This window comes from Aquincola sp. J276 (genome assembly GCF_024700035.1).
Classification (GTDB): Bacteria; Pseudomonadota; Gammaproteobacteria; order Burkholderiales; family Burkholderiaceae_C; genus Aquincola; species Aquincola tertiaricarbonis.
This window is the reverse complement of the sequence record NZ_JAJONC010000001.1, coordinates 2,079,257-2,103,843: the sequence shown is the minus strand read 5'-3', so window position 1 is coordinate 2,103,843 and position 24,587 is coordinate 2,079,257. Positions and strand designations below refer to the sequence as shown.

22 protein-coding genes and 1 tRNA gene are annotated in these 24,587 nt (G+C 69.9%); 12 read left to right on the top strand and 11 right to left on the bottom strand.

The window, feature by feature from the left end; genetic code table 11:
* Positions 1-7 precede the first annotated feature (7 nt).
* The 4 genes from LRS14_RS09620 (at position 8) to glxR (ending at position 3,537) form a co-directional block, all read left to right on the top strand.
* A complete protein-coding gene (locus LRS14_RS09620) occupies positions 8-727 on the top strand; it encodes a FadR/GntR family transcriptional regulator (protein WP_046114218.1) in 720 nt (239 codons plus the stop codon).
* Between the two features lie 91 nt (positions 728-818).
* Complete coding sequence (locus LRS14_RS09615; protein WP_257799392.1) at positions 819-1,802, top strand: tripartite tricarboxylate transporter substrate binding protein; 984 nt, start codon at positions 819-821, stop codon at positions 1,800-1,802.
* Positions 1,803-1,818: 16 nt separating this feature from the next.
* Positions 1,819-2,619, top strand: coding sequence for an HpcH/HpaI aldolase/citrate lyase family protein (locus tag LRS14_RS09610; protein ID WP_257799391.1), 801 nt, complete (start codon positions 1,819-1,821; stop codon positions 2,617-2,619).
* 30 nt (positions 2,620-2,649) lie between these two features.
* Positions 2,650-3,537 (top strand): 2-hydroxy-3-oxopropionate reductase, encoded by an 888-nt coding sequence (gene glxR, locus LRS14_RS09605; RefSeq protein WP_257799390.1) that lies wholly within the window; start codon positions 2,650-2,652, stop codon positions 3,535-3,537.
* A 6-nt stretch (positions 3,538-3,543) separates the two neighbouring features.
* On the opposite strand, the gene LRS14_RS09600 is transcribed toward glxR, so the two are convergent.
* From LRS14_RS09600 to LRS14_RS09585, 4 genes are all read right to left on the bottom strand, one after another.
* Positions 3,544-4,416 (bottom strand): 3',5'-nucleoside bisphosphate phosphatase, encoded by an 873-nt coding sequence (locus tag LRS14_RS09600; protein ID WP_257799389.1) that lies wholly within the window; start codon positions 4,414-4,416, stop codon positions 3,544-3,546.
* 38 nt (positions 4,417-4,454) lie between these two features.
* Positions 4,455-5,579, bottom strand: coding sequence for a PQQ-dependent sugar dehydrogenase (locus LRS14_RS09595; RefSeq protein WP_257799388.1), 1,125 nt, complete (start codon positions 5,577-5,579; stop codon positions 4,455-4,457).
* A gap of 75 nt (positions 5,580-5,654) precedes the next feature.
* The gene (gene recJ, locus LRS14_RS09590) at positions 5,655-7,382 is read right to left on the bottom strand and encodes a single-stranded-DNA-specific exonuclease RecJ (protein WP_257799387.1); all 1,728 of its coding nucleotides are present in this window, start codon (positions 7,380-7,382) and stop codon (positions 5,655-5,657) included.
* Positions 7,379-8,317: a hypothetical protein gene (locus LRS14_RS09585; protein WP_257799386.1), complete on the bottom strand. Its 939-nt coding sequence runs from the start codon at positions 8,315-8,317 to the stop codon at positions 7,379-7,381. Before LRS14_RS09585 ends, recJ begins: the two co-directional genes overlap by 4 nt.
* Positions 8,318-8,373: 56 nt before the next feature.
* Here LRS14_RS09585 and LRS14_RS09580 point away from each other — a divergent pair, with 56 nt between their 5' ends.
* From LRS14_RS09580 to LRS14_RS09565, 4 genes are all read left to right on the top strand, one after another.
* Positions 8,374-9,648, top strand: coding sequence for a lipoprotein-releasing ABC transporter permease subunit (locus LRS14_RS09580; protein WP_046111570.1), 1,275 nt, complete (start codon positions 8,374-8,376; stop codon positions 9,646-9,648).
* On the top strand, positions 9,641-10,330 hold the full coding sequence (locus LRS14_RS09575) for an ABC transporter ATP-binding protein (protein WP_046111571.1): 690 nt from the start codon (positions 9,641-9,643) through the stop codon (positions 10,328-10,330). Before LRS14_RS09580 ends, LRS14_RS09575 begins: the two co-directional genes overlap by 8 nt.
* Positions 10,331-10,478: 148 nt before the next feature.
* On the top strand, positions 10,479-11,693 hold the full coding sequence (locus tag LRS14_RS09570; protein WP_046111572.1) for a cation:proton antiporter: 1,215 nt from the start codon (positions 10,479-10,481) through the stop codon (positions 11,691-11,693).
* A gap of 76 nt (positions 11,694-11,769) precedes the next feature.
* On the top strand, positions 11,770-12,906 hold the full coding sequence (locus tag LRS14_RS09565) for a YbdK family carboxylate-amine ligase (RefSeq protein ID WP_046111573.1): 1,137 nt from the start codon (positions 11,770-11,772) through the stop codon (positions 12,904-12,906).
* 10 nt (positions 12,907-12,916) lie between these two features.
* Here the strand turns inward: LRS14_RS09565 and LRS14_RS09560 are convergent, their stop codons facing one another.
* The 3 genes from LRS14_RS09560 to LRS14_RS09550 form a co-directional block, all read right to left on the bottom strand.
* Positions 12,917-13,975 carry a S1C family serine protease gene (locus LRS14_RS09560; protein WP_257799385.1) on the bottom strand — a complete coding sequence of 353 codons (1,059 nt, stop codon included), beginning with the start codon at positions 13,973-13,975 and terminating at the stop codon, positions 12,917-12,919.
* Between the two features lie 110 nt (positions 13,976-14,085).
* Positions 14,086-14,682 (bottom strand): rhomboid family intramembrane serine protease, encoded by a 597-nt coding sequence (locus tag LRS14_RS09555; protein ID WP_046111836.1) that lies wholly within the window; start codon positions 14,680-14,682, stop codon positions 14,086-14,088.
* A gap of 76 nt (positions 14,683-14,758) precedes the next feature.
* Positions 14,759-14,843 (bottom strand) — tRNA-Leu (locus LRS14_RS09550).
* Between the two features lie 105 nt (positions 14,844-14,948).
* Here LRS14_RS09550 and cysM point away from each other — a divergent pair.
* Both cysM and LRS14_RS09540 read left to right on the top strand, forming a co-directional pair.
* Entirely contained in the window at positions 14,949-15,854 is a 906-nt protein-coding gene (cysM, locus tag LRS14_RS09545; RefSeq protein ID WP_046111575.1) for a cysteine synthase CysM, read from the top strand.
* Between the two features lie 12 nt (positions 15,855-15,866).
* Complete coding sequence (locus tag LRS14_RS09540; protein ID WP_257799384.1) at positions 15,867-16,094, top strand: sulfurtransferase TusA family protein; 228 nt, start codon at positions 15,867-15,869, stop codon at positions 16,092-16,094.
* Between the two features lie 21 nt (positions 16,095-16,115).
* Here LRS14_RS09540 and galU read toward each other — a convergent pair whose 3' ends face one another.
* Positions 16,116-16,982 (bottom strand): UTP--glucose-1-phosphate uridylyltransferase GalU, encoded by an 867-nt coding sequence (galU, locus tag LRS14_RS09535; protein ID WP_046111577.1) that lies wholly within the window; start codon positions 16,980-16,982, stop codon positions 16,116-16,118.
* An 81-nt stretch (positions 16,983-17,063) separates the two neighbouring features.
* Here galU and LRS14_RS09530 point away from each other — a divergent pair, with 81 nt between their 5' ends.
* Complete coding sequence (locus LRS14_RS09530; protein WP_257799383.1) at positions 17,064-18,005, top strand: D-isomer specific 2-hydroxyacid dehydrogenase family protein; 942 nt, start codon at positions 17,064-17,066, stop codon at positions 18,003-18,005.
* A gap of 17 nt (positions 18,006-18,022) precedes the next feature.
* On the opposite strand, the gene LRS14_RS09525 is transcribed toward LRS14_RS09530, so the two are convergent.
* Together LRS14_RS09525 and LRS14_RS09520 are read right to left on the bottom strand one after the other, a co-directional pair.
* Positions 18,023-20,869, bottom strand: coding sequence for a valine--tRNA ligase (locus LRS14_RS09525; RefSeq protein ID WP_257799382.1), 2,847 nt, complete (start codon positions 20,867-20,869; stop codon positions 18,023-18,025).
* A gap of 82 nt (positions 20,870-20,951) precedes the next feature.
* Entirely contained in the window at positions 20,952-21,929 is a 978-nt protein-coding gene (locus tag LRS14_RS09520) for a GMP reductase (RefSeq protein ID WP_046111580.1), read from the bottom strand.
* 146 nt (positions 21,930-22,075) lie between these two features.
* On the opposite strand from LRS14_RS09520, the gene mdtD reads away from it, so the two are divergent.
* Positions 22,076-23,473 (top strand): multidrug transporter subunit MdtD, encoded by a 1,398-nt coding sequence (gene mdtD, locus LRS14_RS09515; RefSeq protein WP_257800446.1) that lies wholly within the window; start codon positions 22,076-22,078, stop codon positions 23,471-23,473.
* A gap of 15 nt (positions 23,474-23,488) precedes the next feature.
* Here mdtD and LRS14_RS09510 read toward each other — a convergent pair whose 3' ends face one another.
* Entirely contained in the window at positions 23,489-24,541 is a 1,053-nt protein-coding gene (locus LRS14_RS09510) for a patatin-like phospholipase family protein (RefSeq protein ID WP_257799381.1), read from the bottom strand.
* Between the last annotated feature and the right edge of the window lie 46 nt (positions 24,542-24,587).

The following is a 24,587-nucleotide window of genomic DNA, read 5'->3' as shown; positions in this document are numbered from 1 at the left end:
TGCCGCCATGCGCCGCCGGCCCCGCACGCTGGCGCTCGAGCTGGTGGATTCGCTGGGCGACCGCATCCGCGACGGCCAGCTCAAGGTGGGCGACAAGCTGCCCACCGAGGCGGCCATCATGGGTGAGTTCGGCGTCAGCCGCACGGTGGTGCGAGAGGCCATCTCCAAGCTGCAGGCCTCCGGCCTGGTGGAGACGCGCCACGGCATCGGCACCTTCGTGCGCGGCGTGGGCGACGAGGCCGAGCCCTTTCGCATCGACCGCGAGCAGCTCGGCACGCTGCGCGACGTGATCGCGCTGCTGGAGCTGCGCATCGGCATGGAGACCGAGGCCTGCGGCCTGGCGGCCCAGCGCCGCTCGGCCGAGAACCTGGCCGCGATGCGCAGCGCGCTGGACGCCTTCTCGGTGGCGCTGGAGACCGACGGCGACACCGTGGGCCCCGATTTCCAGTTCCATGTGGAGATCGCGCGGGCCACGCAGAACACGCACTTCATCGGCCTGATGAACTACCTGGGCGCAATGATCATCCCGCGCGCGCGCCTGAACGGCGCCGACGTGCTGGACGCCGAGCGCCGCGAGTACCTGCGCCGTGTCAACGGCGAGCACGAGAGCATCTACGACGCCATCGTCCACCAGGACCCCGAAGGGGCCCGGGCCGCGATGCGCACCCACCTGGCCAACAGCCGCGAACGCCGCCGCCGCGCCACCGCGCTGGCAGAACGCGGCTGAAGCGCGCGCCCCTGCTTGCGGGTCGCCGCCTTGTCCGCCTCAGTTCTTTATCGTTAACAGGCCGCCACCCGGCGCCACCCGGAGACCCGCGATGCAGTTCACCACCCGCAAGTTCCTCCAGGCTTCGGCCGCCCTCGGCCTGCTGGCCGCCACCGGCCTGGCCGGCGCGCAGTCGGCGGCCAACTGGCCCAGCAAGCCCATCCGCATCATCGTGCCGTACACACCGGGCGGCTCGTCGGACATCATCGCCCGCATCATCAGCCAGCCCCTGCAGGAGGCGCTGAAGCAGACGGTGATCGTCGAGAACAAGCCCGGCGCCAACGGCAACACCGGCAGCGACATGGTGGCCAAGGCCCCGGCCGATGGCTACACGCTGCTGATGTGCGACGTGGGCGCGCTGTCGATCAGCCCGTCGGTCTACACCAAGCTGCCATTCGATCCGTCCAAGGACCTGAAGGGCGTGACGATGCTGGCCTATTCGCCGCACCTGCTGGTGGTGCACCCGTCGGTCAAGGCCAACAACCTGAAGGAGCTGGTGGCCCTGTCCCAGGCCGGCAAGATGGACTTCGCCATCACCGCCATCGGCAGCGCGCCGCACCTGGCCGGCGTGGCGGTGGAGAAGGCGACGCAGGCCAAGTGGGAGTACATCCCGTACAAGGGCGGCTCGCAGGCGCTGAGCGACACCGTGGCCGGTCAGACGCAGGTGGTGATGAACGGCATGCTGGCCACCTTGCCCTTCGTGCAGTCGGGCAAGCTCAAGGTGCTGGGCGTGAGCAAGGCCACCCGCGTGCCGCTGCTGCCCGAGGTGCCCACCATCGCCGAGCAGGGCGTCAAGGGCTTCGAGTCGGGCACCTGGCAGGGCATCCTGGCACCGGCCGGCACGCCGCAGGCGGTGGTCGACAAGCTGCAGGCCGAACTCACGCGCATCATCCGTTCGCCCGAGGTGCGCTCGCGGCTGACGGCCCAGGGCGCCGAGGTCTACACGATGACGCCCACCGAGTTCAAGACCTTCTTCGAGAAGGAGCGCAAGCACTGGGCCACCGTGGTGGCCGAAGGCAAGGTCAAGCTCGACTGAGCAAGGAGACACGGCCATGAGAGAAAACCGCTTGCGAACGCTGTGGGCTGAAGGCAAGGCCGCCGTCAACGGCTGGCTGGCCATTCCCAACAGCTTCTCGGCCGAGACCATGGCCCACCAGGGCTGGGACACCCTCACCATCGACCTGCAGCACGGCATGGTGGACTACCAGGCCATGGTGGGCATGCTGCAGGCCATCAGCACCACGCCCACCGTGCCGGTGGTGCGCGTGCCCTGGCTGGAAGCCGGCATCCTGATGAAGACGCTGGACGCGGGCGCCTACGGTGTCATCTGCCCGATGATCAACAGCCGGCAGGACGCGCAGAACCTCGTCGCCTGGACCCACTACGCACCGCGCGGCACCCGCAGCTTCGGCCCGGTGCGGGCGCTGCTGTACGGCGGGCCCGACTATGCCGAGCATGCCAACGACACCATCGTCAGCTTCGCGATGATCGAGACCCGGCAGGCGCTGGACAACCTCGACGACATCCTGTCGGTGGAAGGCCTGGACGCCATCTACATCGGCCCGTCGGACCTGTCGCTGGCGCTGGGCTGCAAGCCGGTGTTCGACGACGTGGAGCCGCTGGTGTCGCAGGCCATCGACCACATCCTGGAACGCGCCAAGGCCCATGGCCTGCGCGCCGGCATCCACAACGGCCGCACCGACATCGCGCTGGGCCGCATCGCCAAGGGCTTCGACTTCGTCACCGTCAGCTCCGACGCGCGGCTCATGGCCGCCGGTGCGCAGGAGACGCTGGCCCGCATGCGCGCCGGCCACGAAGCACCGCCCGCCGCCGACCCGGCCGCCGGCTACTGACCCACCTCTCATCCATCGAAGGACAACGACATGAAACTCGGATTCATCGGCCTGGGCATCATGGGCACCCCGATGGCGGGCCACCTGCGCACCGCCGGCCATGAGCTGTACGTGCACACCCGCAGCGAGGTGCCCGCAGTACTGAAGGACGCCGGCGCCGTGGCCTGCGCCAACGCCACCGAGGTGGCGCAGCAGGCCGACATCGTCTTCCTGATGGTGCCCGACACGCCGGACGTGGAGAAGGTGCTGTTCGGCGAGAACGGCGTGGCGGCCGGTCTGTCGAAGGGCAAGACCGTGGTCGACATGAGCAGCATCTCGCCCATGGAAACCAAGGCCTTCGCCAAGCGCATCAACGAGCTGGGCTGCGACTACCTGGACGCGCCGGTCTCAGGCGGCGAGGTCGGCGCCAAGGCCGCCAGCCTGACCATCATGGTCGGCGGCGACGAGGCGGTGTTCGAGAAGGTGAAGCCGCTGTTCGAGCTGATGGGCAAGAACATCACCCTGGTCGGTGGCAACGGCGATGGCCAGACCACCAAGGTGGCCAACCAGATCATCGTGGCGCTGAACATCGCGGCGGTGGGCGAGGCGCTGCTGTTCGCCAGCAAGGCCGGGGCCGATCCGGCCAAGGTGCGCCAGGCCTTGATGGGCGGGTTTGCGGCCAGCCGCATCCTGGAAGTGCACGGCGAGCGGATGGTCAAGCGCACGTTCAATCCGGGATTCCGCATCGGGCTGCACCAGAAGGACCTGAACTTGGCGCTGCAAGGCGCCAAGGCGATTGGCGTGGCGCTGCCGCAGACGGCCGGCGCGGCGCAGCTGATGCAGGTGGCTGCCGCCCAAGGCTGGGATCAGCTGGACCACTCGGCGCTGGTGAAGGCGCTGGAGGTGATGGCGAATCACACGGTGGCGCCGGACGCCTGACGGCGTTCAGTGTGGCCGGAGAATCCGGCCTTCCAGGACTTCCCACACCGGCTTCAACTGCCCCGGCAAGAACGGCAGCGCCCCCAGGTCGGTGTGGCTCTCGTCCGGCGAATGGAAATCGCTGCCGCGCGACGCATACAGGTCGAACTCCTTGGCCATCTCCGCGTACTTCACATAGTCCGCCGTCGTGTGGCTGCCGGTCACCACCTCCACGCCTTGTCCACCGTGCGCGATGAACTCGGTGAACAGGGCGTATTCCTCCGTCGGCGTGAAGGCATAGCGACCCGGGTGGGCGATCACCGCCATGCCGCCCGCATCCACGATCCAGCGCACCGCGTCACGCAGCGTGGCCCACTTGAAGGGCACGAAGCCGGGCTTGCCTTCGGTGAGGAAGCGGCGGAACACCTCCGAGGTGTCGGCGCACACGCCGGTGGCCACCAGGTGGCGGGCGAAGTGGGTGCGGCTGATCAGCTCGGGGTTGCCCACATACTGCAGCGCGCCCTCGAAGGCGCCCTGGATGCCCACCTGCGCCAGGCCGGCGGCCATGTCGCGGGCGCGCTCCTCGCGGCCGCCGCGGGTGCGGCGCAGGCCTTCGTGCAGCGCCCGGTCGTCGATGTCGAAGCCCAGGCCGACGATGTGCACCGTGATGCCGGCGAAGGTGACCGAGATCTCGGCGCCGGTCAGGTAGTTCAGGCCCGCCACCGCCGCCGCGTCGCGGGCGCGGTGCAGGCCGCCCACCTCGTCGTGGTCGGTCAACGCCCAGAGCTCCACGCCATTGGCGGCGGCGCGGGCGGCGAGCTGTTCGGGCGTCAGCGTGCCGTCGGACACCTGCGAGTGGCAGTGCAGGTCGGCATTGAGGATGGCGGTCGGGGCACTCATGGCGCGATTGTCTCAGCCGCGGCCCGCCCGCGAGCCCGTCAGGGCTGCAGCCGCAGGATGCGCCCGTCCGCGTTGTCCGTCAGCACGTACAGCCAGCCATCCGGCCCCTGCCGCACGTCGCGGATGCGCTCGCCCAGGCGGGTGAGCAGGCGCTCCTCGCTCACCACCTTGTTGCTGCCGTCCAGCTGCAGCCGCAGCAGCGCCTGGCCGCGCAACGCGCCCATGAACAGGTTGCCCTGCCAGCCGGGGTAGCGCTCGCTGGTCAGGAAGGCCAGGCCCGAAGGCGCGATGGACACCGGCACCCAATGGCGCAGCGGCGGCACCACGTCGTCGCGGGTCTCGCCTTCGCCGATGCGGGTGCCCAGGCCGTAGTTGCGGCCATAGGTGATCACCGGCCAGCCGTGGTTGCGGCCCTTTTCCACGCGGTTGAGTTCGTCGCCGCCCTGCGGGCCATGCTCGGTGGCCCACAGCTCGCCGGTGGCCGGGTGCAGCGCCGCGCCCTGCACGTTGCGGTGGCCGTAGCTCCACAGCTCGGGCAGCGCGCCGGCCGGGGCGCCGGTGCTGCCGGCCGCGAAGGGGTTGCCCGGCGCCGGCTGGCCGTCGGTGGTGATGCGCACGATCTTGCCGATGTGGTTGCCGACCTGCTGCGCCTCTTCCTTCAGCGAGAAGCGGTCGCCCAGGGTGACGAACAGCGCGCCGCTGCGGTCGAACACCAGCCGCGAGCCGAAGTGGCTGCCGCCGCTGTGCTTGGGCACCTGGCGGAAGATCACCTGCACGTTGGACAAGGTGTTGCCGTCCAGCGTGGCCCGCGCCACGGCCGTGCCGTTGTTGCCGCCGTCGCCAGGCTCGCTGTAGCTCCAGTAGATGCGGCGGTTCTCGCCGAACCGCGGGTCCACCACCACGTCCAGCAGGCCGCCCTGGCCGCCGGCATCCACCTTGGGCAGCCCGGCCAGCGGGGCGCCCACGCTGCCATCGGCCGCGACGATGCGCAGCCGACCGGTCTTTTCCGTCACCAGCATGCGGCCGTCGGGCAGGAAGGCCAGGGCCCACGGATTCTGCAGCCCGCGGGCCACGGTGACGGTGCGCGGCTCGGCGGCCTGGGTGGACACCAGGGCCAGCGACAAGGCACAACCGGCGGCAAAGGCAAGCAGGGTACGTTTCATGGACTGCAGGCCAGGGCGGCCGGGATGAAGGATGCAAGGATGGACCCGGCCACGGCAGGCCGGTTCCGCAAGCGGCTACACCGAGGCTTCCACCATCATCTGCACGCGCTGCTGGCCTTGGTACTCGTCCAGGCAGATGCGGTAGGCCAGCCGGGCCCGCGCGGGCAGGGGCTCCACCCGGCCGAACCAGATGGCGTCGCGCAGCTGGCCGCCCAGCCGCAGCCGCAGCTTGAGGTGCTTCTCGCCCACCAGGCGCTGGGCGATGACGTCCACCTCGTCGCAGAAGGTGGGCGCCTCGAAGGCCTGGCCCCACACCTGGCCGTCCAGCACCTGCACCGTCTCGGCATTGAAGTACTCCACCGGCAGCGCGCCGTCGGTGCGCAGCCGGCGCTGCAGCGTGTCGGCGTCCAGCCATTCGCGCGCCACCTGCTGCAGCGCCTCGGCAAAGGTGGTGAAGCCGTCCTCGTCGATGGTGCAGCCGGCGGCCATCGCATGGCCGCCGAACTTGCGCAGCACGCCGGGATGGCGCTTGCTCACCAGGTCCAGCGCATCGCGCAGATGAAAGCCCGGAATGCTGCGGCCCGAACCCTTGAGCAGCCCGTCCTGCCCGCGCGCGAAGACGAAGGTGGGCCGGTGCAGCCGGTCCTTCAGGCGGCCGGCCACGATGCCCACCACGCCTTCATGGAACTCGTCGTCGAACAGGGCCAGCGCGGGCGGCGCCTCGCCGTCGGGCATCAGCCGGTCGAGCAGGGCTTCGGCCTGGTCGCGCATGCCGCTTTCCACGCTGCGCCGCTCGCGGTTGATGGCATCGAGCTGGCCGGCCAGCTCGATGGCGCGTGCGCTGTCGTCGGTGGTCAGGCATTCGATGCCCAGCGTCATGTCGGCCAGCCGGCCGGCGGCATTGATGCGCGGGCCCAGTGCAAAGCCGAAGTCGAAGGCGCTGGCGCGGCTGGCATGGCGCCCCGCCGCGCTGAACAGCGCCGCCACGCCCGGCTGCATGCGCCCGGCGCGGATGCGCTTGAGGCCCTGCGCGACCAGGCGGCGGTTGTTGGCGTCGAGCTTCACCACGTCGGCCACGGTGCCCAGGGCCACCAGGTCGAGCAATGCGTCCAGCTTGGGCTGGGTGGCGGCATCGAACACGCCGCGTGCGCGCAGCTCGGCCCGCAGCGCCAGCAGCACATAGAACATCACGCCCACGCCGGCCAGCGACTTGCTCTCGAAGCCGCAGCAGGGCTGGTTGGGGTTCACGATCACGTCTGCCTCGGGCAGCACCACGGTGTTGCCCACCACGGCGGGCAGGTGGTGGTCGGTCACCAGCACCTGCAGCCCCAGCGCGCGTGCATGGGCCACGCCTTCCAGGCTGGCAATGCCGTTGTCTACCGTCACCAGCAGGTCGGGCTGCTGCTGCATCGCCAGGTCGACGATGGTGGGCGTGAGGCCGTAGCCGTGCAGCGCGCGGTCGGGCACCACGTAGCGCAGCGTGCCAGGCTGCGCGCCGAGCATGGCCAGGCCGCGCAGCGCCACGGCGCAGGCGGTGGCGCCGTCGCAGTCGTAGTCGGCCACGATACAGATGCGGCCGCCGCGGGCCAGCGTGTCGGCCAGCAGCACCGCGGCGGCCTGGGTGCCGTGCAGCGCGGCGGGCGGCAGCAGCCGGCCCAGGCCGTCGTCCAGGTCGTCGGGCGTGCGCACGCCGCGGGCGGCAAACAGCCGCGCCAGCAGCGGGTGCACGCCCGCCTGCTCCAGCGCGAAGGCCACCCGCGGCGGCACGTCGCGGGCTTCGAGCAAGACGTTGGAACCGCTCACAAGCTCTCCAGCAAAGGTGCCGCGGCACGGCGTGCGGGGCGCAGCCGTTGCCACAGCGATGGCTTCCGATACGTATAGCTGATGGCGCTGGCTTCGCCGCACAAGGTGAGTCGCGCGCCGGGCTGCTGCGCCAATTGCGCGATGGGGCCGGCATCCAGCGCATGCCACTGCTGCACCCAGCTGAACCAGTCCTCGCCCAGCGCCGGCTGGATCAGGCGGTGGTCCACCTGCGGCGCGGCGGCTTCGTCGGCCGGCTGCCAGGCGCCGGTGGCGCTGAGCCAGAAGGAGTTGACCGGCAGCAGGCCCTGCGCCTCGCGCGCCTGGTTGATGGGATGCTCGTGCAGCAGCATCTGCACCTCGTTCTGCAGGCGGCGCCACAGGCGTGCGGCGCCCTGGCCGGCCGCACGCGGCAGCCACTGGTCGATGCCGCGGTTCATCACACGGTCCAGCGAGGCGGTGGGCAGGGTGGCCAGCGAAGGGTGCGACGCAGCCCAGCGGTCGGGACCCTGCCACAGCAGCCGCGCGCCATCGCCTTCGAACAGCGGCAGCACCGCATCGAACACCGCGCGTGACTGCGCTTCGTCCAGCGACAAGGCAGCGGGCGGCAGCAGCGTCACCTGGTCGGAGCCCACGGCCCAGTGGGCCGGCGTCACCCAGCCCCATCCGGCCGCTTCCTCGCCGGCGGGCGGCTGGCCCATCTCGCGGGCGGCAAAGGGCAGCAGGCCGTCCGCCAGCTGGCCATCGGCGGCCTGCCACCCCAGCGCGCGGGCCAGCACCCGCTCATGCGGCGGCGACAGGCTGGTCTCGTCGCCGGCATCGCGCTCGGCCTCGGCCCAGGTGGCCAGCAGGGTTTCGAGGTGGGGCAGCTGCAGTTGGCTCAGCGCATGGCGCCCGGCGTCCGACAGCGGCGCCGCATGGGGAATCAGCAGGTGCATGGCGGCAATTATCCCGGCACAAGCCGGCAAACACCCTGGGCTACCATGCGCCCCGCATGACAAGACCATCCAGTTCCTGGCCCTACGAATTGCAGATCGGCTGGCGCTATACCCGCGCCGGCCGGGCCGGGCGCCGCAACGGCTTCATCTCGTTCATCTCGGGCGTGTCGATGCTGGGCATCGCGCTCGGCGTGGCCGCGCTCATCATCGTGCTGTCGGTGATGAACGGCTTCCAGAAGGAAGTGCGCGACCGCATGCTGAGCGTGATCCCGCACGTCGACCTGTTCGATGCGCAAGGCGCGCCGATGCTCGACTGGCAGGCCACCGCGGCGCGCGTGAAGCAGCTGCAGCCCGACGTGATCGGCGCCGCGCCCTTCGTGGCGCAGCAGGCGCTGGTGGCCCGCGGCGATGACATGCGCGGCGTGCTGGTGCGCGGCATCTCTCCGGCCGACGAGGCGCAGGTCACGCCGCTGGCCGCCAGCCTGCGTGACGGCGCCTTCGGCCTGCTGCAGCCCGGGCAGTGGAACATCGTGCTGGGCGCCGAGCTGGCCCGCCAGCTGGGCGTGCAGCCGGGCTCGCAGGTGACGCTGGTGGCGCCCAACGGGCAGGTGACGCCAGCCGGCGTGGTGCCCCGGCTCAAGCAGTTCACCGTGGCGGGGCTGTTCGAGTCGGGCCACTACGAATACGACAGCTCGCTGGTGATGATCCACCTGGACGATGCCTCGGTGCTGTTCCGCACCGGCGGGCCCACCGGGCTGCAGCTCAAGCTGCGCGACCTCAACGATGCGCGCGCGGTGGCCGCGCAGCTGGGCACCGCACTCGGCTCCGACGTGGTGGTACGCGACTGGACGCGCACCAACCGCAACTGGTACGACGCGGTGCAGCTCGAAAAGCGCATGATGTTCATCATCCTCACGCTGATCGTGGCGGTGGCCGCGTTCAATCTCGTCAGCACGCTGGTGATGACGGTGACCGACAAGCGCGCCGACATCGCCATCCTGCGCACGCTGGGCGCCAGCCCGCGGTCGATCATGGGCATCTTCATGGTGCAGGGCGCCGCCTCGGGCATCGTGGGCACGGCGACCGGCGTGCTGATGGGCCTGCTGGTGGCCTTCAACATCGACACCATCGTGCCGGCCATCGAGCGGCTGCTGAACACCAGCTTCCTGCCGGCCAGCGTGTACGTCATCAGCCGCATGCCCAGCGATCCGCAGTGGGACGACATCGCGCCCATCGGCGTGATCTCGCTGGTGCTGGCCTTCCTGGCGACGATCTACCCCAGCTGGCGCGCGAGCCGCATCAATCCCGCGGAAGCGCTTCGTTATGAATGAGCTTTCCCGCACCGTGCTCAAGTGCAGCGGCCTGCGCAAGCGCTTCCATGAGGGCACGATCGACGTCGAGGTGCTCAAGGGCATCGAACTGGACGTGCGTGCCGGCCAGACGCTGGCCATCGTCGGCGCCTCAGGCTCCGGCAAGAGCACGCTGCTGCACCTTCTGGGCGGGCTGGATGCGCCCACCACCGGCAAGGTGGAGCTGATGGGCCGCGACTTCGCCACCATGGGCGCGGGCGAGCAGGGCCGTTGGCGCAACCAGCACCTGGGCTTCGTCTACCAGTTCCACCACCTGCTGCCCGAGTTCACCGCGCTGGACAACGTGGCCATGCCGCTGCGCATCCGCCGCATGGGCGGGCCGCAAGCGCTGGCCACCGCACGCGAGGCCCTGGCCCGCGTGGGCCTGGCGCAGCGGGTGGACCACCGGCCCTCGGAGCTGTCGGGCGGCGAGCGGCAGCGCGTGGCCATCGCGCGGGCGCTGGTCACCGGCCCGGCCTGCGTGCTGGCCGACGAGCCCACCGGCAACCTGGACCGCGAGACCGCGCAGGTGGTGTTTGCCGAGATGCTGGCCATGGCCCGCGAACGCGGCACCGCCTTCGTGCTGGTGTCGCACGATGAAAGCCTGGCGTCACGCTGCGACCGCATGCTGCGCATGCGCAGTGGCGTGCTCGGCGAAGGCTGAAGAATCCTGCGCTGTCCTACAGCGACACGCGGCATCGGCTGACACGGTTTTGCACGCCGCCTGCGGAAGATGGCGGGCCGGCCCCGGCACGACCCGGTGCCACCGTATCGGCCATCGCTGCCCATAACGACGATAACGAGGAGAGTGCATGACCGACTCGCTGTGGTCTTTCGTGATCACCGCGCCTTGGGCGCTGCGCCCCGACACCCTGCTGGGGGCCAGCCTGCTGATGGTGGCCGCCGCCCTGCTGGGCGAACTGGCCTGGCGCCGGCTGCGCTGGCCGCGGCTGACGGGTTATGCCGCGGTGGGCGCGGTACTGGCCCTCACCGGCCTGGGGGCCGAAGGCAACGAGGCCGCGCTGCGGCTGGCCGTGGACGTGGCGCTGGCACTGCTGCTGTTCGAGGCCGGCGCACGGCTGAACCTGCGCTGGCTGGCGCGCAATCCGTGGCTGCTGGCCACCAGCCTGTTCGAGGCGGCGCTGGCCGGCATCGTGGTGCTGGTGGCCGCGCGCCTGATGGGGGTGCCGCCGGCGGTGGCCGGGCCACTGGCCATCATCTGCATGTGCGTGTCGCCCGCGGTGGTGCAGCGGGTGGTGGGCGAGTGCGGCGCGGCCGGGCAGGTGACGGAACGGCTGATGGCCCTGTCCGCCCTCAACACGCTGTATGCGGTGCTGGCGCTGAAGCTGCTGAGCGCCGGCCTGCTGCTCAGCGACCCGGGCACCTGGCTCAGTGCGCTGCCCACCGTCACCGTCTCCTTCTTCGGGTCGTTCCTGGTGGGCGCCGCGCTCGGCTCGCTGCTGGCGCTGATGGCGCGCCGGCTGGACCTGCGCAACGAGAATTCGGTGGTGCTGGTGCTGGGCTGCGTGATGGTGGCGCTGGTGGTGGCCAAGACGCTGCAGCTCAGCCTGCTGCTGGTGCCGCTGCTGGCCGGCATGTGGCTGCGCAACCGGACCGACCGGCCCTGGGTGTGGCCGCGCCACTTCGGCACCGTGGGCGGCGTGCTGGTGCTGGTGCTGTTCGTGGCCGTCAGCTCGGCCTGGTCGCCGGCCGCGCTCGTGACCGCGGGCGGCGTGGCCGCGGTGCTGGTGGTGGTGCGCTGGCTGGCCAAGATCACCGCCGTGTTCATGCTGGCCCGGCCCAGCGGCCTGGCCTGGAAGCAGGCCTGCGCGCTGGGGGCGTCGCTGCTGCCGCTGTCGGCCACCGCCTGGGTGCTGGCGCTGGACTTCGGCGTGGCGCATCCGCAGGTGGGCCCGGCGCTGCTGCCGTTCGTGCTGGCCATGCTGGCCTTCATCGAGCTGCCTTCGCCGCTGGTGGTGATGTACAGCCTGCGCGCGGTGGGCGAAATTGAAAAGGAACGCCAATGAGCAACGCCGCACGGCGGCCCGAAGGCGGTGCTCCTCCCTCCCGGAGGGATCCCGCGCAGCGGGAGGGCGCCCCATCATGAGCCTCGAAGCCTTTGCCTCCTCCAAGTCCTTCACCATGGGCGTGGAGCTGGAGCTGCAGATCGTCAACCGCCACGACTACGACCTGACCAACGGCGCCACCGACCTGCTGCGCGTGATGGAGCGCCACAAGCTCGAGGCCGACGTCAAGCCCGAGATCACCAGCAGCATGATCGAGACGTCCACCGGCATCTGCGAGCGCCACCACGACGTCATCACGCAGCTGACCGACGTGCGCGACGCGCTGGTGGACAGCGCCGGCCAGCTCAACCTACGGCTGTGCGGCGGCGGCACCCATGCCTTCCAGGACTGGAGCCAGCGCCGCATCGTCGACACGCCGCGCTACCTGCAGGTCTCGCAGCTGTACGGCTACCTGAGCAAGCAGTTCACCGTGTTCGGCCAGCATGTGCACATCGGCTGCCCCTCGCCCGACGATGCGCTGTGGCTGCTGCATGCGCTCAGCCGCTACGTGCCGCATGTGATCGCGCTGTCGGCCTCGTCGCCCTACATCCAGGGCAGCGACACCGGCTATGAGTCGTCGCGGTTGAACACGGTGTCGGCCTTCCCGCTGTCGGGCCGTGCGCCCTTCATGCTGAAGTGGAGCGAGTTCGAGCACTTCTTCAGCAAGATGGAGCACACCGGCGTCGTCAAGTCGATGAAGGACTTCTACTGGGACATCCGCCCCAAGCCCGAGTTTGGCACGATCGAGGTGCGCGTGATGGACGTGCCGCTGACGGTGGAAAAGGCCGCCGCCATCGCGGTGTACCTGCAATGCGTGGCCCGCTGGCTGCTGACCGAGAAGCCCTTCGAGCCGCAGGACGACGACTACCTCGTCTACACCTACAACCGCTTCCAGGCCTGCCGCTTCGGGCTCGACGGCGAGGTGGTGGACCCGCGCACCGCCGAGCACAAGCCGCTGCGCCAGCTCATCGCTCAGACGCTGCAGCAGGTGGAGATGCATGCCATCGAGCTGCGCGCCGAGAAGGGCCTGCTGCTGCTGCGCGACCAGCTCACCCGCGACCAGCCCAGCGACGCCGGCTGGCTGCGTTCCATCCAGCAGCGCGAGCAATACCTGCCCGAGGTGGTGCGCCAGCAGTGCCTGCGCTTCGAGGGCGTGAGGGCGCCGCTTCGCTAGGGGCCGGCTGCTAGATCCCCTGTGCCCGCCGCAGCGTCTTCATGCGGTCGACGCTGTGCAGGGTCAGCGTCTGCGGCGTGTCGTCGCGCAGGATCTCCAGCCGCACGTCGCGCTCGGCGGCGCCGCCGCTCCACAGCGTCTTCCACAGCGCGCCCAGCGAGCCCACGGCCGCGCCGTCGATGCGCACGATGCGGTCGCCCGGCTGCAGGCCGGCCACGTCGGCCGGGCTGTCGGCATTCACCCGCAGCACCCGCACCTCGCCGGCCAGCTCCAGGCAGTTCAGGCCCAGCCAGGCACGGCGGCTGGCGGCCGACATGCCGCTGCTGCGCAGCTCCGCCAGGATGGGCGGCAGCAGGTCGATGGGCACGAACATGTTGCCCGGCAGTGCCGGCCCCTGCTCGCCCAGCGCCTGCGCCACCACCAGCGAGCCGATGCCCACCAGCTCGCCCTGGCTGTTGAACAGGCCGGCGCCACTGTGGTCGGCCCGTGCCGGCGCAGTGAACAGCGCATCCTCCAGCAGGTATTCCCAGTAGCCGGCAAACGGCCGGCGCGACACCAGCTGCGCGATGCCCACCGCCGCATCGCCGCCGCCGCTGGCCATCATCAGCGGCTCCTCGACCTGCAGCGCCCGTGCCGAGCCCAGCGGCACCGGCTGCACCTTCAGCGGTGCCAGCGCCTGCAGCAGGCCGAAGCCGGTGGCCACGTCATAGGCCACCACGCGGGCCGGCACCTTGCGTTCGTCGTCCAGGGTCAGCAGCACCTGGTCGGCCTCCAGGATGAGGTAGCCGATGGTCAGCACCAGGCCGTCGCCGTCGATCACCACGCCGGAGCCGGCCCGCGCGCGGCCCAGCGAGCTGCTGGAGCGTGCATCGGGCACCGCCAGCGCCTGCACGCCCACCACCGCCTGGTGCGCGCGCTGCAAGGCCTGGGTCTGCGACGGGGAGGGGCCGGCGGCGGTATCGGGCAGCGGGGCGGCCGCGGCCACGTTCACCAGCGCCCCCAGCAGCGCCACCAGCAGCGCGGCGGCCATCAGCAACGCCTCCATCCAAGCTTTGCGATCGCGGCCCATGGGACACCTCCATGCATCGCCCTGCACCGTGTGGCGACTGGCAAAAAGCATGAGGCATGCGGCGCACCATGCGCGCCGCAGGGTTTAGCCGCAGGTGCGGCCGGCGCGCGTCAGCGGCGGCGGCGCGGGAAGGGCGCCTGGCCGCGCCAGTAGCGGATCATCAGGAAGCCGCCGAGCATGCCGCCCAGGTGGGCGAAGTGCGCCACCCCGCTCGGGCCGCCCAGGCCCATCAGCAGCTCCAGCCCGCCGAAGATGGCCACGTACACCTTGGCCTTCATCGGGATGGGCGGGATCAGCAGCTGGATGGTGCGGTTGGGAAACAGCATGCCGAAGGCCAGCAGCAGCCCGTACAGCGCGCCGGAGGCGCCCACCGTCGGCGCGTTGGAGCCGATCAGCGCGGTGAAGCCCAGCTGCACCGCGGCCGCGGCCAGCGCGCTGGCGGCCAGGAACTGCATGTAGCGCCTGGGGCCCCAGAGGTTTTCCAGTTCCGAGCCGAACATCCACAGGCCCAGCATGTTGAACAGCAGGTGGAACGCGCTGCCATGCAGGAAGGCATAGGTGATGACCTGCCACGGCTGGAACAGCCCGGTGCTCAGCGGCCAGAGCATCGCGATGGCTTCGTACTGCGCCGGTATCAGCAACCCCAGGCAGAAGATGCCCACACAGATCAGGATCAGCGTCTTGGTGACCGGCGGCAGAGGCGGCATGCGGATGATCTCTCGGGGGTGCGGAGCGAGCGAGCGGCGCGCGGTGCCGGACAGGCCCTTGGGCGGCGTGCTTGCGTGGTGCCCGCGGCCAGACTCGAACTGGCACGCCTTGCGGCGGCGGATTTTGAATCCGCTACGTCTACCGATTTCGTCACGCGGGCTTCGGAAGCCGTTGCGGGCTTCCTGCGTGGGCGCGGATTATGTCATGCGGGGCCTGCATCACCGGGTGCGCTGCAGTGCGCAGGCACTGCTGCCACAATCAAAACATGGCCCATTACAAGACCCTTGAAGACGTCATCGGCGGCACGCCACTGGTGCGCCTGCAGCGCCTGCCCGGCGACGAGATCACGAAGCGTGGCAATGTGATCCTCGGCAAGCTGGAGGGCAACAATCCCGCGGGATCGGTGAAGGACCGGCCGGCCATCAACATGATCCGCCGCGCCGAGGAGCGTGGCGAGATCCGCCCCGGCGACACGCTGATCGAGGCCACGTCAGGCAACACCGGCATCGCGCTGGCCATGGCCGCGGCCATCCGCGGCTACCGCATGGTGCTGATCATGCCGGAGGACCTGTCCATCGAACGCGCGCAGACCATGAAGGCCTTCGGCGCCGAGCTGGTGCTGACGCCGCGCTCCGGCGGCATGGAATACGCGCGCGACCTGGCCGAGCAGATGCAGAAGGACGGCAAGGGCCGGGTGCTGGACCAGTTCGCCAATGCCGACAACCCGGCGGTGCACTACGACACCACCGGCCCCGAGCTGTGGGACCAGACCGATGGCCGCATCACGCACTTCGTCAGCGCGATGGGCACCACCGGCACCATCACCGGCGTGTCGCGCTACCTGAAGGAGCGCAATCCGGCAGTGCGCATCGTGGGCGCGCAGCCCAGCGAGGGCTCGCGCATCCCGGGCATCCGCAAATGGCCCGAGGCCTACCTGCCGAAGATCTACGACCCAAAGGCGGTGGACGAGCTGGTGTACGTTTCGCAGGCCGATGCGGAGCACATGGCGCGCCGCATGGCCAGCGAGGAAGGCCTGTTCGCCGGCATATCCGCCGCCGGCGCCTGCTGGGCCGCGCTGCAGCTGGCCCAGACGGTGGACAACGCCACCATCGTGTTCGTCGTGTGCGACCGCGGCGACCGCTACCTGTCCACCGGCGTGTTCCCGGCCTGAAGGCGCAGCAGCATGGAAGCCCACAAAGAGATCGACACCCGCGGCATGAACTGCCCGCTGCCCATCCTCAAGGCCAAGAAGGCCTTGGCCGACATGGCCTCCGGCCAGGTGCTGAAGGTGGTGGCGACCGACCCCTCGTCCACCCGCGACTTCCAGGCCTTTGCGAAGCAGACCGGCAACGACCTGCTCGAACAGACCGCCGACGGCGGCGAGTTCGTGCACTACCTCAAGCGCAGATAAGGCCCGCAGCCGGGCCCTCGCTCAGAGTTCGATCGACTTGAGGTATTCGCGGAACCCGGGGCCCAGCGTGGGATGCGCCAGGGCCAGGGCCACGTTGGCTTCCAGGAAGCCTTCCTTGCTGCCGCAGTCGTAGCGCTGGCCTTCGTAGCGGTAGGCGAACACCTTCTCGCGGCGCAGCAGGCCGGCGATGCCGTCGGTCAGCTGGATCTCGCCGCCCACGCCGCGCGGCTGGTTGGCGATCTCATGGAACACGCCCGGCGTCAGGATGTAGCGGCCGGCCACGCCTAGGTTGGACGGTGCGTTCTCGGGCGCGGGCTTCTCGACGATGCGGGTCAGGTCCAGCAGGCGGTCGCTCACCGGCGTGCCGTCGACGATGCCGTAGCGGCGGGTGTGCTCCGGCGGCACTTCCTGCACCGCGATGATGGAAGCTCGCCATTCCTTGAACTGCTCGACCATCTGTGCCAGCACCGAGGGCTTGCCCACCATCAGGTCGTCGGCCAGCAGCACGGCGAAGGGCGCGTTGCCCACCAGCCGCTGGGCGCACAGCACCGCATGGCCCAGGCCCAGGGCCTGCGCCTGGCGCACGTAGATGCACTCCATGTCCTTGGGCTTGACGCTGTGGACCACGTCCAGCAGTTCCTTCTTGCCCGCTTGTTCAAGGGCTACTTCCAGCTCGAACGTCATGTCAAAGTGGTCTTCGATCGGCCGCTTGTGGCGGCCCGTCACGAAGATCATCTCCCGCACACCCGCGGCGTACGCCTCTTCCACGGCGTACTGGATCAGCGGCTTGTCCACCACTGGCAGCATTTCTTTCGGTTGTGCTTTCGTGGCCGGCAGAAACCGGGTGCCCAGGCCTGCGACGGGGAAGATGGCTTTGGTGACCGACATAAAAAACGTAGGAAGAGGGAGTTGGAAGATTGTGGCACGCAGAAAATATGCCATCGGGCAAGTTTGCCTACACCGTGTGACATGGACGTCCTGATCCTGGACGCGTTCGACGCGGATGTGGCCCGATGGCTGGCCGAGCGCCATGGCGTGCACCACGCCCCCGAGCTGATGAACGATGCCGATGGCCTGCGCGCCGCGCTGCTGCAGGCGCGTGCGCTGGTGGCGCCGCAATCGCTGCGGGTGGACGGCGGCCTGCTGGGCGCGGCACCGCAGCTGCGGGCCCTGGCCCGCGTGGGCTCCGAGCCGCCGGCCGTCATCGACCTGGACGCCTGCGAGCGCGCGGGCGTGGAGGTGGTGCGCAACGGCGGCGCGCAGGCCACCGCCAATGCCGAGTTCGTGATCGGCGCGCTGCTGCACCAGTGGCGGCGGGGCGCGGCGCAGCGGGAGCTGGGTAGCGCCACCATCGGCCTGTTCGGCATGCAGCCGGCCGCGCGGTCACTGGCAGCACTGCTGCAGGCCTTCGGCGCCCGCGTGGTGGGCTACGACCCCTCGTTGCATGCGTCCGATCCGCTGTGGTCGCGCTGGCAGATCGAGCCGCTGCCGCTGCGCGACATGATGGCCGCATGCGACGGCGTGTGCGTGCTGCTGCCGATGTTCAGCCGCTACCGCGGACTGCTGGGCAAGCGGGTGCTGTCCACCTGCAAGCCCGGTCAGGTGCTGGTGAGCCTGACGCATTCCAGCGTGTTCGATGAACTGGCGCTGGCCGAGGCGATGGCCGACGGCCGCGTGGCCGACGTATGGCTGGACGATGCCGAGCCCGGGCTGGTCGAATCCGGCCGGCCCTTGCATGGGCTGCCCGGCGTGCAGGTCACGTCCCGGTTGGCCGACAGCACGCGTGAGGCCCGCGAGCGCAGCGCCTGGACGGTGGCCCGCCGCATCGACGCGTTGCTGGCGCCCATCGGCCGCCAGGCCTCACCAGGCGGCCGGCCCGCGCCGCTGTACGCCGCGCCAAGCGCGGCCTGAAGCACCGCCCCGGCCGCTCACGCCGTGGCTTCGAGCCGCGCGGCCTGGGCCTGCAGCCGGGCCACGGTCTGGGTGAAGTCGGCCAGTCGGGCCTTCTCCTGCTCCACCACGGCGGCGGGCGCACGGGCCACGAAGCTCTCGTTGCCCAGCTTGGCATTGGCCTTGGTGATCTCGCCTTCCAGGCGCGTGATCTCCTTGGCCAGGCGGGCCTTCTCGGCCGCCACGTCCACTTCCACATGCAGGGCGAGGCGGATGTCGCCCAGCACCGAAACCGGCGCGGTGGCGGTGGCCGCATCGAAGGCGGCTTCGTCGGCCAGCACCTGCACGTCCGACAGCTTGGCCAGTGCCTTCAGCAGCGGCGCAACGGCCTGCACGAAGTCGGCATCACCCAGCGTGATCAGCGGCACCCGCTCGGCAGGCGACAGGTTCATCTCGGCGCGCAGGTTGCGGCAGGCGCCGACGGTGGCCTTCAGCCGCGCCATCCAGGCGATGGTCGCTTCGTCGATCTTTTCCGGCTGCGCCTGGGGATAGGCGGCGGTGACGATGGACGGGCCTTCACGCCCGGCCACCGGCGCCACCGTGTTCCACAGCTCGGCGGTGATGAAGGGCGTGATCGGGTGCAGCAGCCGCAGCACCGCTTCCAGCGTGCGGATCAGCGTGCGGCGGGTGGCGCGCTGCTGCGCTTCGTTGCCGGTCTGGATCTGCACCTTGGCCACTTCCAGGTACCAGTCGCAGTACTCGTCCCACACGAAGCTGTAGATCGTGTTGGCGACGTTGTCCAGCCGGTACTCGGCGAAGCCCTGGGCCACCGCGGCTTCCACCTTCTGCAGCTCGCTGCTGATCCAGCGGTCGGCGGGGCTGAACTGCATGTAGCCGTGGAACGGGCCGCCGGGCGCGCATTCGGCCTTGCTGTGCTCGGCCAGGCCGCAGTCCTGGCCTTCGCAGTTCATCAGCACGAAGCGGGTGGCGTTCCAGAGCTTGTTGCAGAAATTGCGGTAACCCTCGCAGCGCTTGCTGTCGAAATTGACGCTGCGGCCCAGCGTGGCCATGGCCGCGAAGGTAAAGCGCAGCGCATCGGCGCCATAGGCCGGAATGCCCGCCGGAAATTCCTTTTCGGTGGCCTTGCGCACCTTGGGCGCAGTTTCCGGCTTGCGCAGGCCGACCACGCGCTTGTCGAGCAGCGGCCCGAGCTCGATGCCGTCGATCAGATCGACCGGATCGAGCACATTGCCCTCGCTCTTGCTCATCTTCTTGCCCTGCGCATCCAGCACCAGGCCATGGATGTACACATGCCGGAAGGGCACGCGGCCGGTGAAGTGCTTGGTCATCATGATCATCCGGGCGACCCAGAAGAAGATGATGTCGTAGCCGGTGACCAGCACGCTGCTGGGCAGGAAGAGGTCCTGTTCCAGCGTCTGCTCGGGCCAGCCCAGGGTGCTGAAGGGCACCAGCGCCGACGAGTACCAGGTGTCCAGCACGTCCTCGTCGCGCTGCAGGACACCGGTGTAGCCGGCAGCGGTGGCGCGCTCACGCGCTTCTTCCTCGCTGCGGGCGACGAACAGCTCGCCGTTCTCGCCGTACCAGGCCGGGATCTGGTGGCCCCACCAGAGCTGGCGCGAAATGCACCAGTCCTGGATGTTCTTCATCCACTGGTTGTAGGTATTGACCCAGTTCTCCGGCACGAACTTGACTTTGCCGGACTGCACCGCGCCGATGGCTTCCTCGGCGATGCTCTGGCCGTTGGCGCCCGGTTGGGTCATGGCCACGAACCACTGGTCGGTGAGCATCGGCTCGATCACCTGGCCGGTGCGGGCGCAGCGCGGCACCATCAGCTTGTGCTTCTTCACCTCGACCAGCAGGCCTTCGGCTTCCAGCTGGGCGACGATCTGCTTGCGCGCGACAAAGCGGTCCAGGCCCACGTAGCTGGCGGGGATCTCGGGCACCTCGGCGCCGCTGACGTGGGCTTCCAGGTCGAAGATGGTGAGCATCGGCAGCTTGTGCCGCAGGCCCACCTGGTAGTCGTTGGTGTCGTGGGCCGGCGTCACCTTTACCACGCCGGTGCCGAAGGCCTTGTCCACGTAGTCGTCGGCGATCACCGGCACCAGCCGGCCGGTCACGGGCAGCCGCACCTGGCGGCCGACGAGGTGGGCGTAGCGCTGGTCCTCCGGGTGCACCATCACCGCGGTGTCGCCCAGCATCGTCTCGGGCCGCGTGGTGGCCACCACCAGCGATTCGTCGCTGCCCTCGATGGGGTAGCGGATGTGCCAGAGGCTGCCGTCCTCTTCCTCGCTCTCCACCTCCAGGTCGCTGACGGCGCTCTTGAGCACCGGGTCCCAGCTCACCAGGCGCTTGCCGCGGTAGATCAGGCCTTCCTCGTACAGCCGCACGAAGGTCTCGGTGACCACTTTCGACAGCTTGTCGTCCATGGTGAAGTACTCGTGGCCCCAGCTCACGCTGTCGCCCATGCGGCGCATCTGCTGCGTGATGGTGGAGCCCGATTGCTGCTTCCATTCCCACACGCGGGCCACGAAGTTCTTGCGGCCCAGGTCGTGCCGGCTCAGGCCCTGGTCCTGCAGCTGGCGTTCCACCACGATCTGCGTGGCAATGCCGGCGTGGTCGGTGCCCGGCACCCACAGCGTGTTGAAGCCGCGCATGCGGTGGTAACGCGTCAACGAGTCCATGATGGTCTGGTTGAACGCATGGCCCATGTGCAGCGTGCCGGTGACGTTGGGCGGCGGCAGCTGGATGCTGAAGCTGGGCTTGGCCGGATCGAGCGTGGGCTCGTAGACGCCGCTCTTCTCCCACAGCGGACCCCAATGGGCCTCGATGGCGGCGGGTTCGAAGGACTTGGCGAGTTCGGTCATGGCGAAGATGGCCGGTGCGCCCGCCCGCGGAAAACGGGCCGGCGCGAGGGCGTTGCAGGGGGATCGCCCATTGTAGGCGGGGCTACATCAGCAGGTGCTCGCCGGCGTTGTCGCCGCCCAGGATCACGTAGTTGACCCGGCGCACGTCGGCCAGCCCGGTGCCGCCGGCATACGAGATCGAGCTCTGCAGGTCTTCGCGCATCTCGCGCAGGGTGTCGGCCAGGCGGCCCTTCACCGGCTCGAGGATGCGCTTGCCTTCCACGTGCTTGTACTCGCCCTTGTTGAAGTCGGACGCCGAGCCGTAGTACTCCTTGAACAGCTTGCCGTCGACTTCCACCGTCTGGCCGGGCGACTCCTCATGGCCTGCGAACAGCGAGCCGATCATGACCATGCTGGCGCCGAAGCGCACGCTCTTGGCGATGTCGCCGTGGTCGCGGATGCCGCCGTCGGCAATGATGGGCTTGGTGGCCACGCGGGCACACCACTTCAGCGCCGAGAGCTGCCAGCCGCCGGTGCCGAAGCCCGTCTTCAGCCGGGTGATGCACACCTTGCCCGGGCCGATGCCCACCTTGGTGGCGTCGGCGCCCCAGTTCTCCAGGTCGATCACGGCTTCGGGCGTGCCCACGTTGCCGGCGATCACGAAGGCCTTGGGCAGCTTGTGCTTGATGTGTTCGATGGTGCGGCGCACGCTCTCGGCATGGCCGTGGGCGATGTCGATGGTGATGTAGTCGGCGCCCACGCCGTCGGCGGCCAGGCGGTCGATCACCTCGAAGTCGGCCGGCTTGACGCCCGAGCTGATCGACACGAACAGGCCCTTGTCGCGCATGCGGCGGGCGTAGGCCACGTTGTCCACGTCGAAGCGGTGCATCACGTAGAAGTAGCCGTTGGCCGCCAGCCACTGGCTGATCGGCTCGTCGATCACCGTCTTCATGTTGGCCGGCACCACCGGCAGGTTGAAGCGGCGGCCGCCGAATTCGAGCGAGGTGTCGCACTCGCTGCGGCTGTCCACCCGGCACTTGCGCGGCAGCAGCAGAACGTTGTCGTAGTCGAAGATTTCCATGAGCCAGGCTCCTTAATAACGTCAGGCGAGCGCTTGACTTGGAACCCGGCCGGGCACCGTAAGTGCCCAAGAAAAACCGGGCGCCAAAATTTGGGCCCGGTGACTGATTCTACGCGCCAGGTCCAGCAAGGAAGTCTTCGTGCCCGATACCCCCCACCCGGCGGCTGCTGCCCTGGCTCGCCGCCGTCGCGTTCTTCATGCAGACGCTGGACGCCACCATCCTCAACACCGCGCTGCCCAGCATGGCGCGCAGCCTGGGCGAAAGCCCGCTGCGCATGCAGTCGGTGGTGGTGGCGTACATGCTCACCACGGCGCTGCTCATCCCCGCCTCCGGCTGGCTGGCCGACCGCTTCGGCACGCGGCGCATCTTCATGTCGGCGATCGCGCTGTTTTCGCTGGGCTCGCTGTTCTGCGCGCTGGCGCCCACGCTGCCGGTGCTGGTGGCCGGCCGGGTGGTGCAGGGGCTGGGCGGCGCGCTGATGCTGCCGGTGGGGCGGCTGGCCATCCTGCGCAGCTTTCCGCGCGCCGAGCTGCTGAAGACGCTGGCCTTCGTCTCCATCCCCGGCCTGTTCGGCCCGCTGGTGGGGCCGCCGCTGGGCGGCTGGCTGGTGGAGGTGGCGAGCTGGCACTGGGTGTTCCTCATCAACCTGCCGGTAGGCCTGCTGGGCGTGCTGCTGACCACGCGCTACATGCCCGACCTGCGCGCGGCCCAGCGCCCGCGCTTCGACGGCCGTGGCTTCGTGCTGTTCTCGCTGGGCCTGATGCTGGTGTCGCTGGCGCTGCAGGGCCTGGGCGAGCGGGCCTTCAGCACGGCCGCTTCGGTGCTGCTGCTGGTGGCCGGCCTGGCCGCGATGTGCGGCTACTGGCTGCATGCGGCGCGGGCCGAGCAGCCGCTGTTCGGGCTGCAGCTGTTCCGCATTCCTACCTTCGCGGTGGGCATCGCCGGCAACCTGTTCAGCCGGCTGGGCAGCGGGGCGATGCCCTTCCTCACGCCGCTGTTCCTGCAGGTGGGGCTGGGCTATTCGCCCTCGGCCGCGGGCCTGAGCATGGTGCCCACGGTGGCCGGCGCAATGGTGGCCAAGCGCTTCGCGGAACGAGTGATCGGCCGCTACGGCTACCGCAACGTGCTGGTGGCCAACACGCTGATGCTGGGCGGCATGATCGCCGGCTTCTCGCTGATCGACCGCGGCACGCCGCAGGCGGTGATTCTGCTGCACCTGGCCTGCTTCGGCATCGTCAACTCCCTGCAGTTCACCGCGATGAACACGCTGAGCCTGAGCGACCTGGACGAGCGCACCGCCAGCAGCGGCAACAGCCTGCTGTCGGTGGTGATGCAGCTGTCGATGAGCCTGGGCGTGGCCGCCGCGGCCAGCCTGTTGCTGGCCTTCAATCCGCAGGCACTGGAAGGCGAGGCGCTGATGCCGGCCTTCCACCGCACCTACCTGTGCGTGGGCGCGCTGTCGGTGATGGCCTCGTGGATCTTCTTCCAGCTGGGCCGGCACGAGCGGCCGAGCGGGCCGACGTCGCAGGAGGTGGAGGCATAGTCCGCCGCCGCTGTTTCAGCCTGTGGCGACTTGCGCCAGGTTGACCCCACCGCTTCGCCCCACCCGCCCGGCGCCGCTGGCCAGCCAGGCCTGCGCCTCGGCGCGCCCCGCATCGCGCAGCCGCTGCAGGAAAGGCAGGTGCGCGATCAGCCGCGTCTCGCCGTGCAGCGCGGCCAGCGTGGCCTGGCCGTCGACCAGGTGCCAGCGGGCGCGCGCGAGCCGCGCTGGCAGGCCACGGCGCCACCAGGCGGGTGGTTGCAGCGCGGCCTGCATCTCGTGCAGCAGCGCCAGCTCGCGCAGGAAGGGCGCCTGGAAGGCGATGTCCATCGCCCGTTCGCGGATCTCGGCGGCGCTGCGCGGCGTGCTGGCATGGCTGCGCGGCGCCAGCAGCACCAGCAGCGTATCGGTGGCGCAGCCGGCATCGGCCAGCAGCGGGAACAGCGCCGGATTGGCGCTGTAGCCGCCGTCCCAGTACGGCTCGCCGTCCACCATCACCGTGTGGTGCAGCGTGGGCAGGCAGGCCGAGGCCAGCAGCGCTTCCAGGCTGAGCTGGTGGCGCTCGAAGACCGTGAGCCGGCCGCTGCTCACCTGCGTGGCGGCGATCTTCAAGCGCGGGCCGGTGGTGTCGCTGCGCAGCCGCTCGAAGTCCACCTGCGCGGCCAGCACGTCGCGCAGCGGGTTGCGGTCCAGCGGGTTGAGCTGGTGCGGCGCGAAGGACTGCGTCCAACGCATCAGCAGCCGTGCGGCGGGGCTGAACGCAAGCGCGTCGTCCTGGCCGGTGGTCAGCCATTCGAAGGGCAGGTGGCTGCCGATGGCGGTCCAGAAGCGCTCCAGCGCGGCGCGGGCGCCGTCGGGGCCACCGTCCAGCAGGCCCTGGGCCAGCACCACCGCGTTCATCGCGCCGGCGCTGCTGCCGCTCAGCGCAGAGAGGTGGAAGCGGTCGGCTTCCAGCAGCGCGTCCAGCACGCCCCAGGAGAAGGCGCCATGGGCGCCGCCGCCCTGCAGCGCGAGGTTCAGTGCAGGCCGCGCGTCGGCGCGGCGCGGTGTCAACCAGTCTGGCAAGCCCATCGGGCCAGCATGCCACGCGGGCGTGGCAGCCGGGCCGCCGGCACCC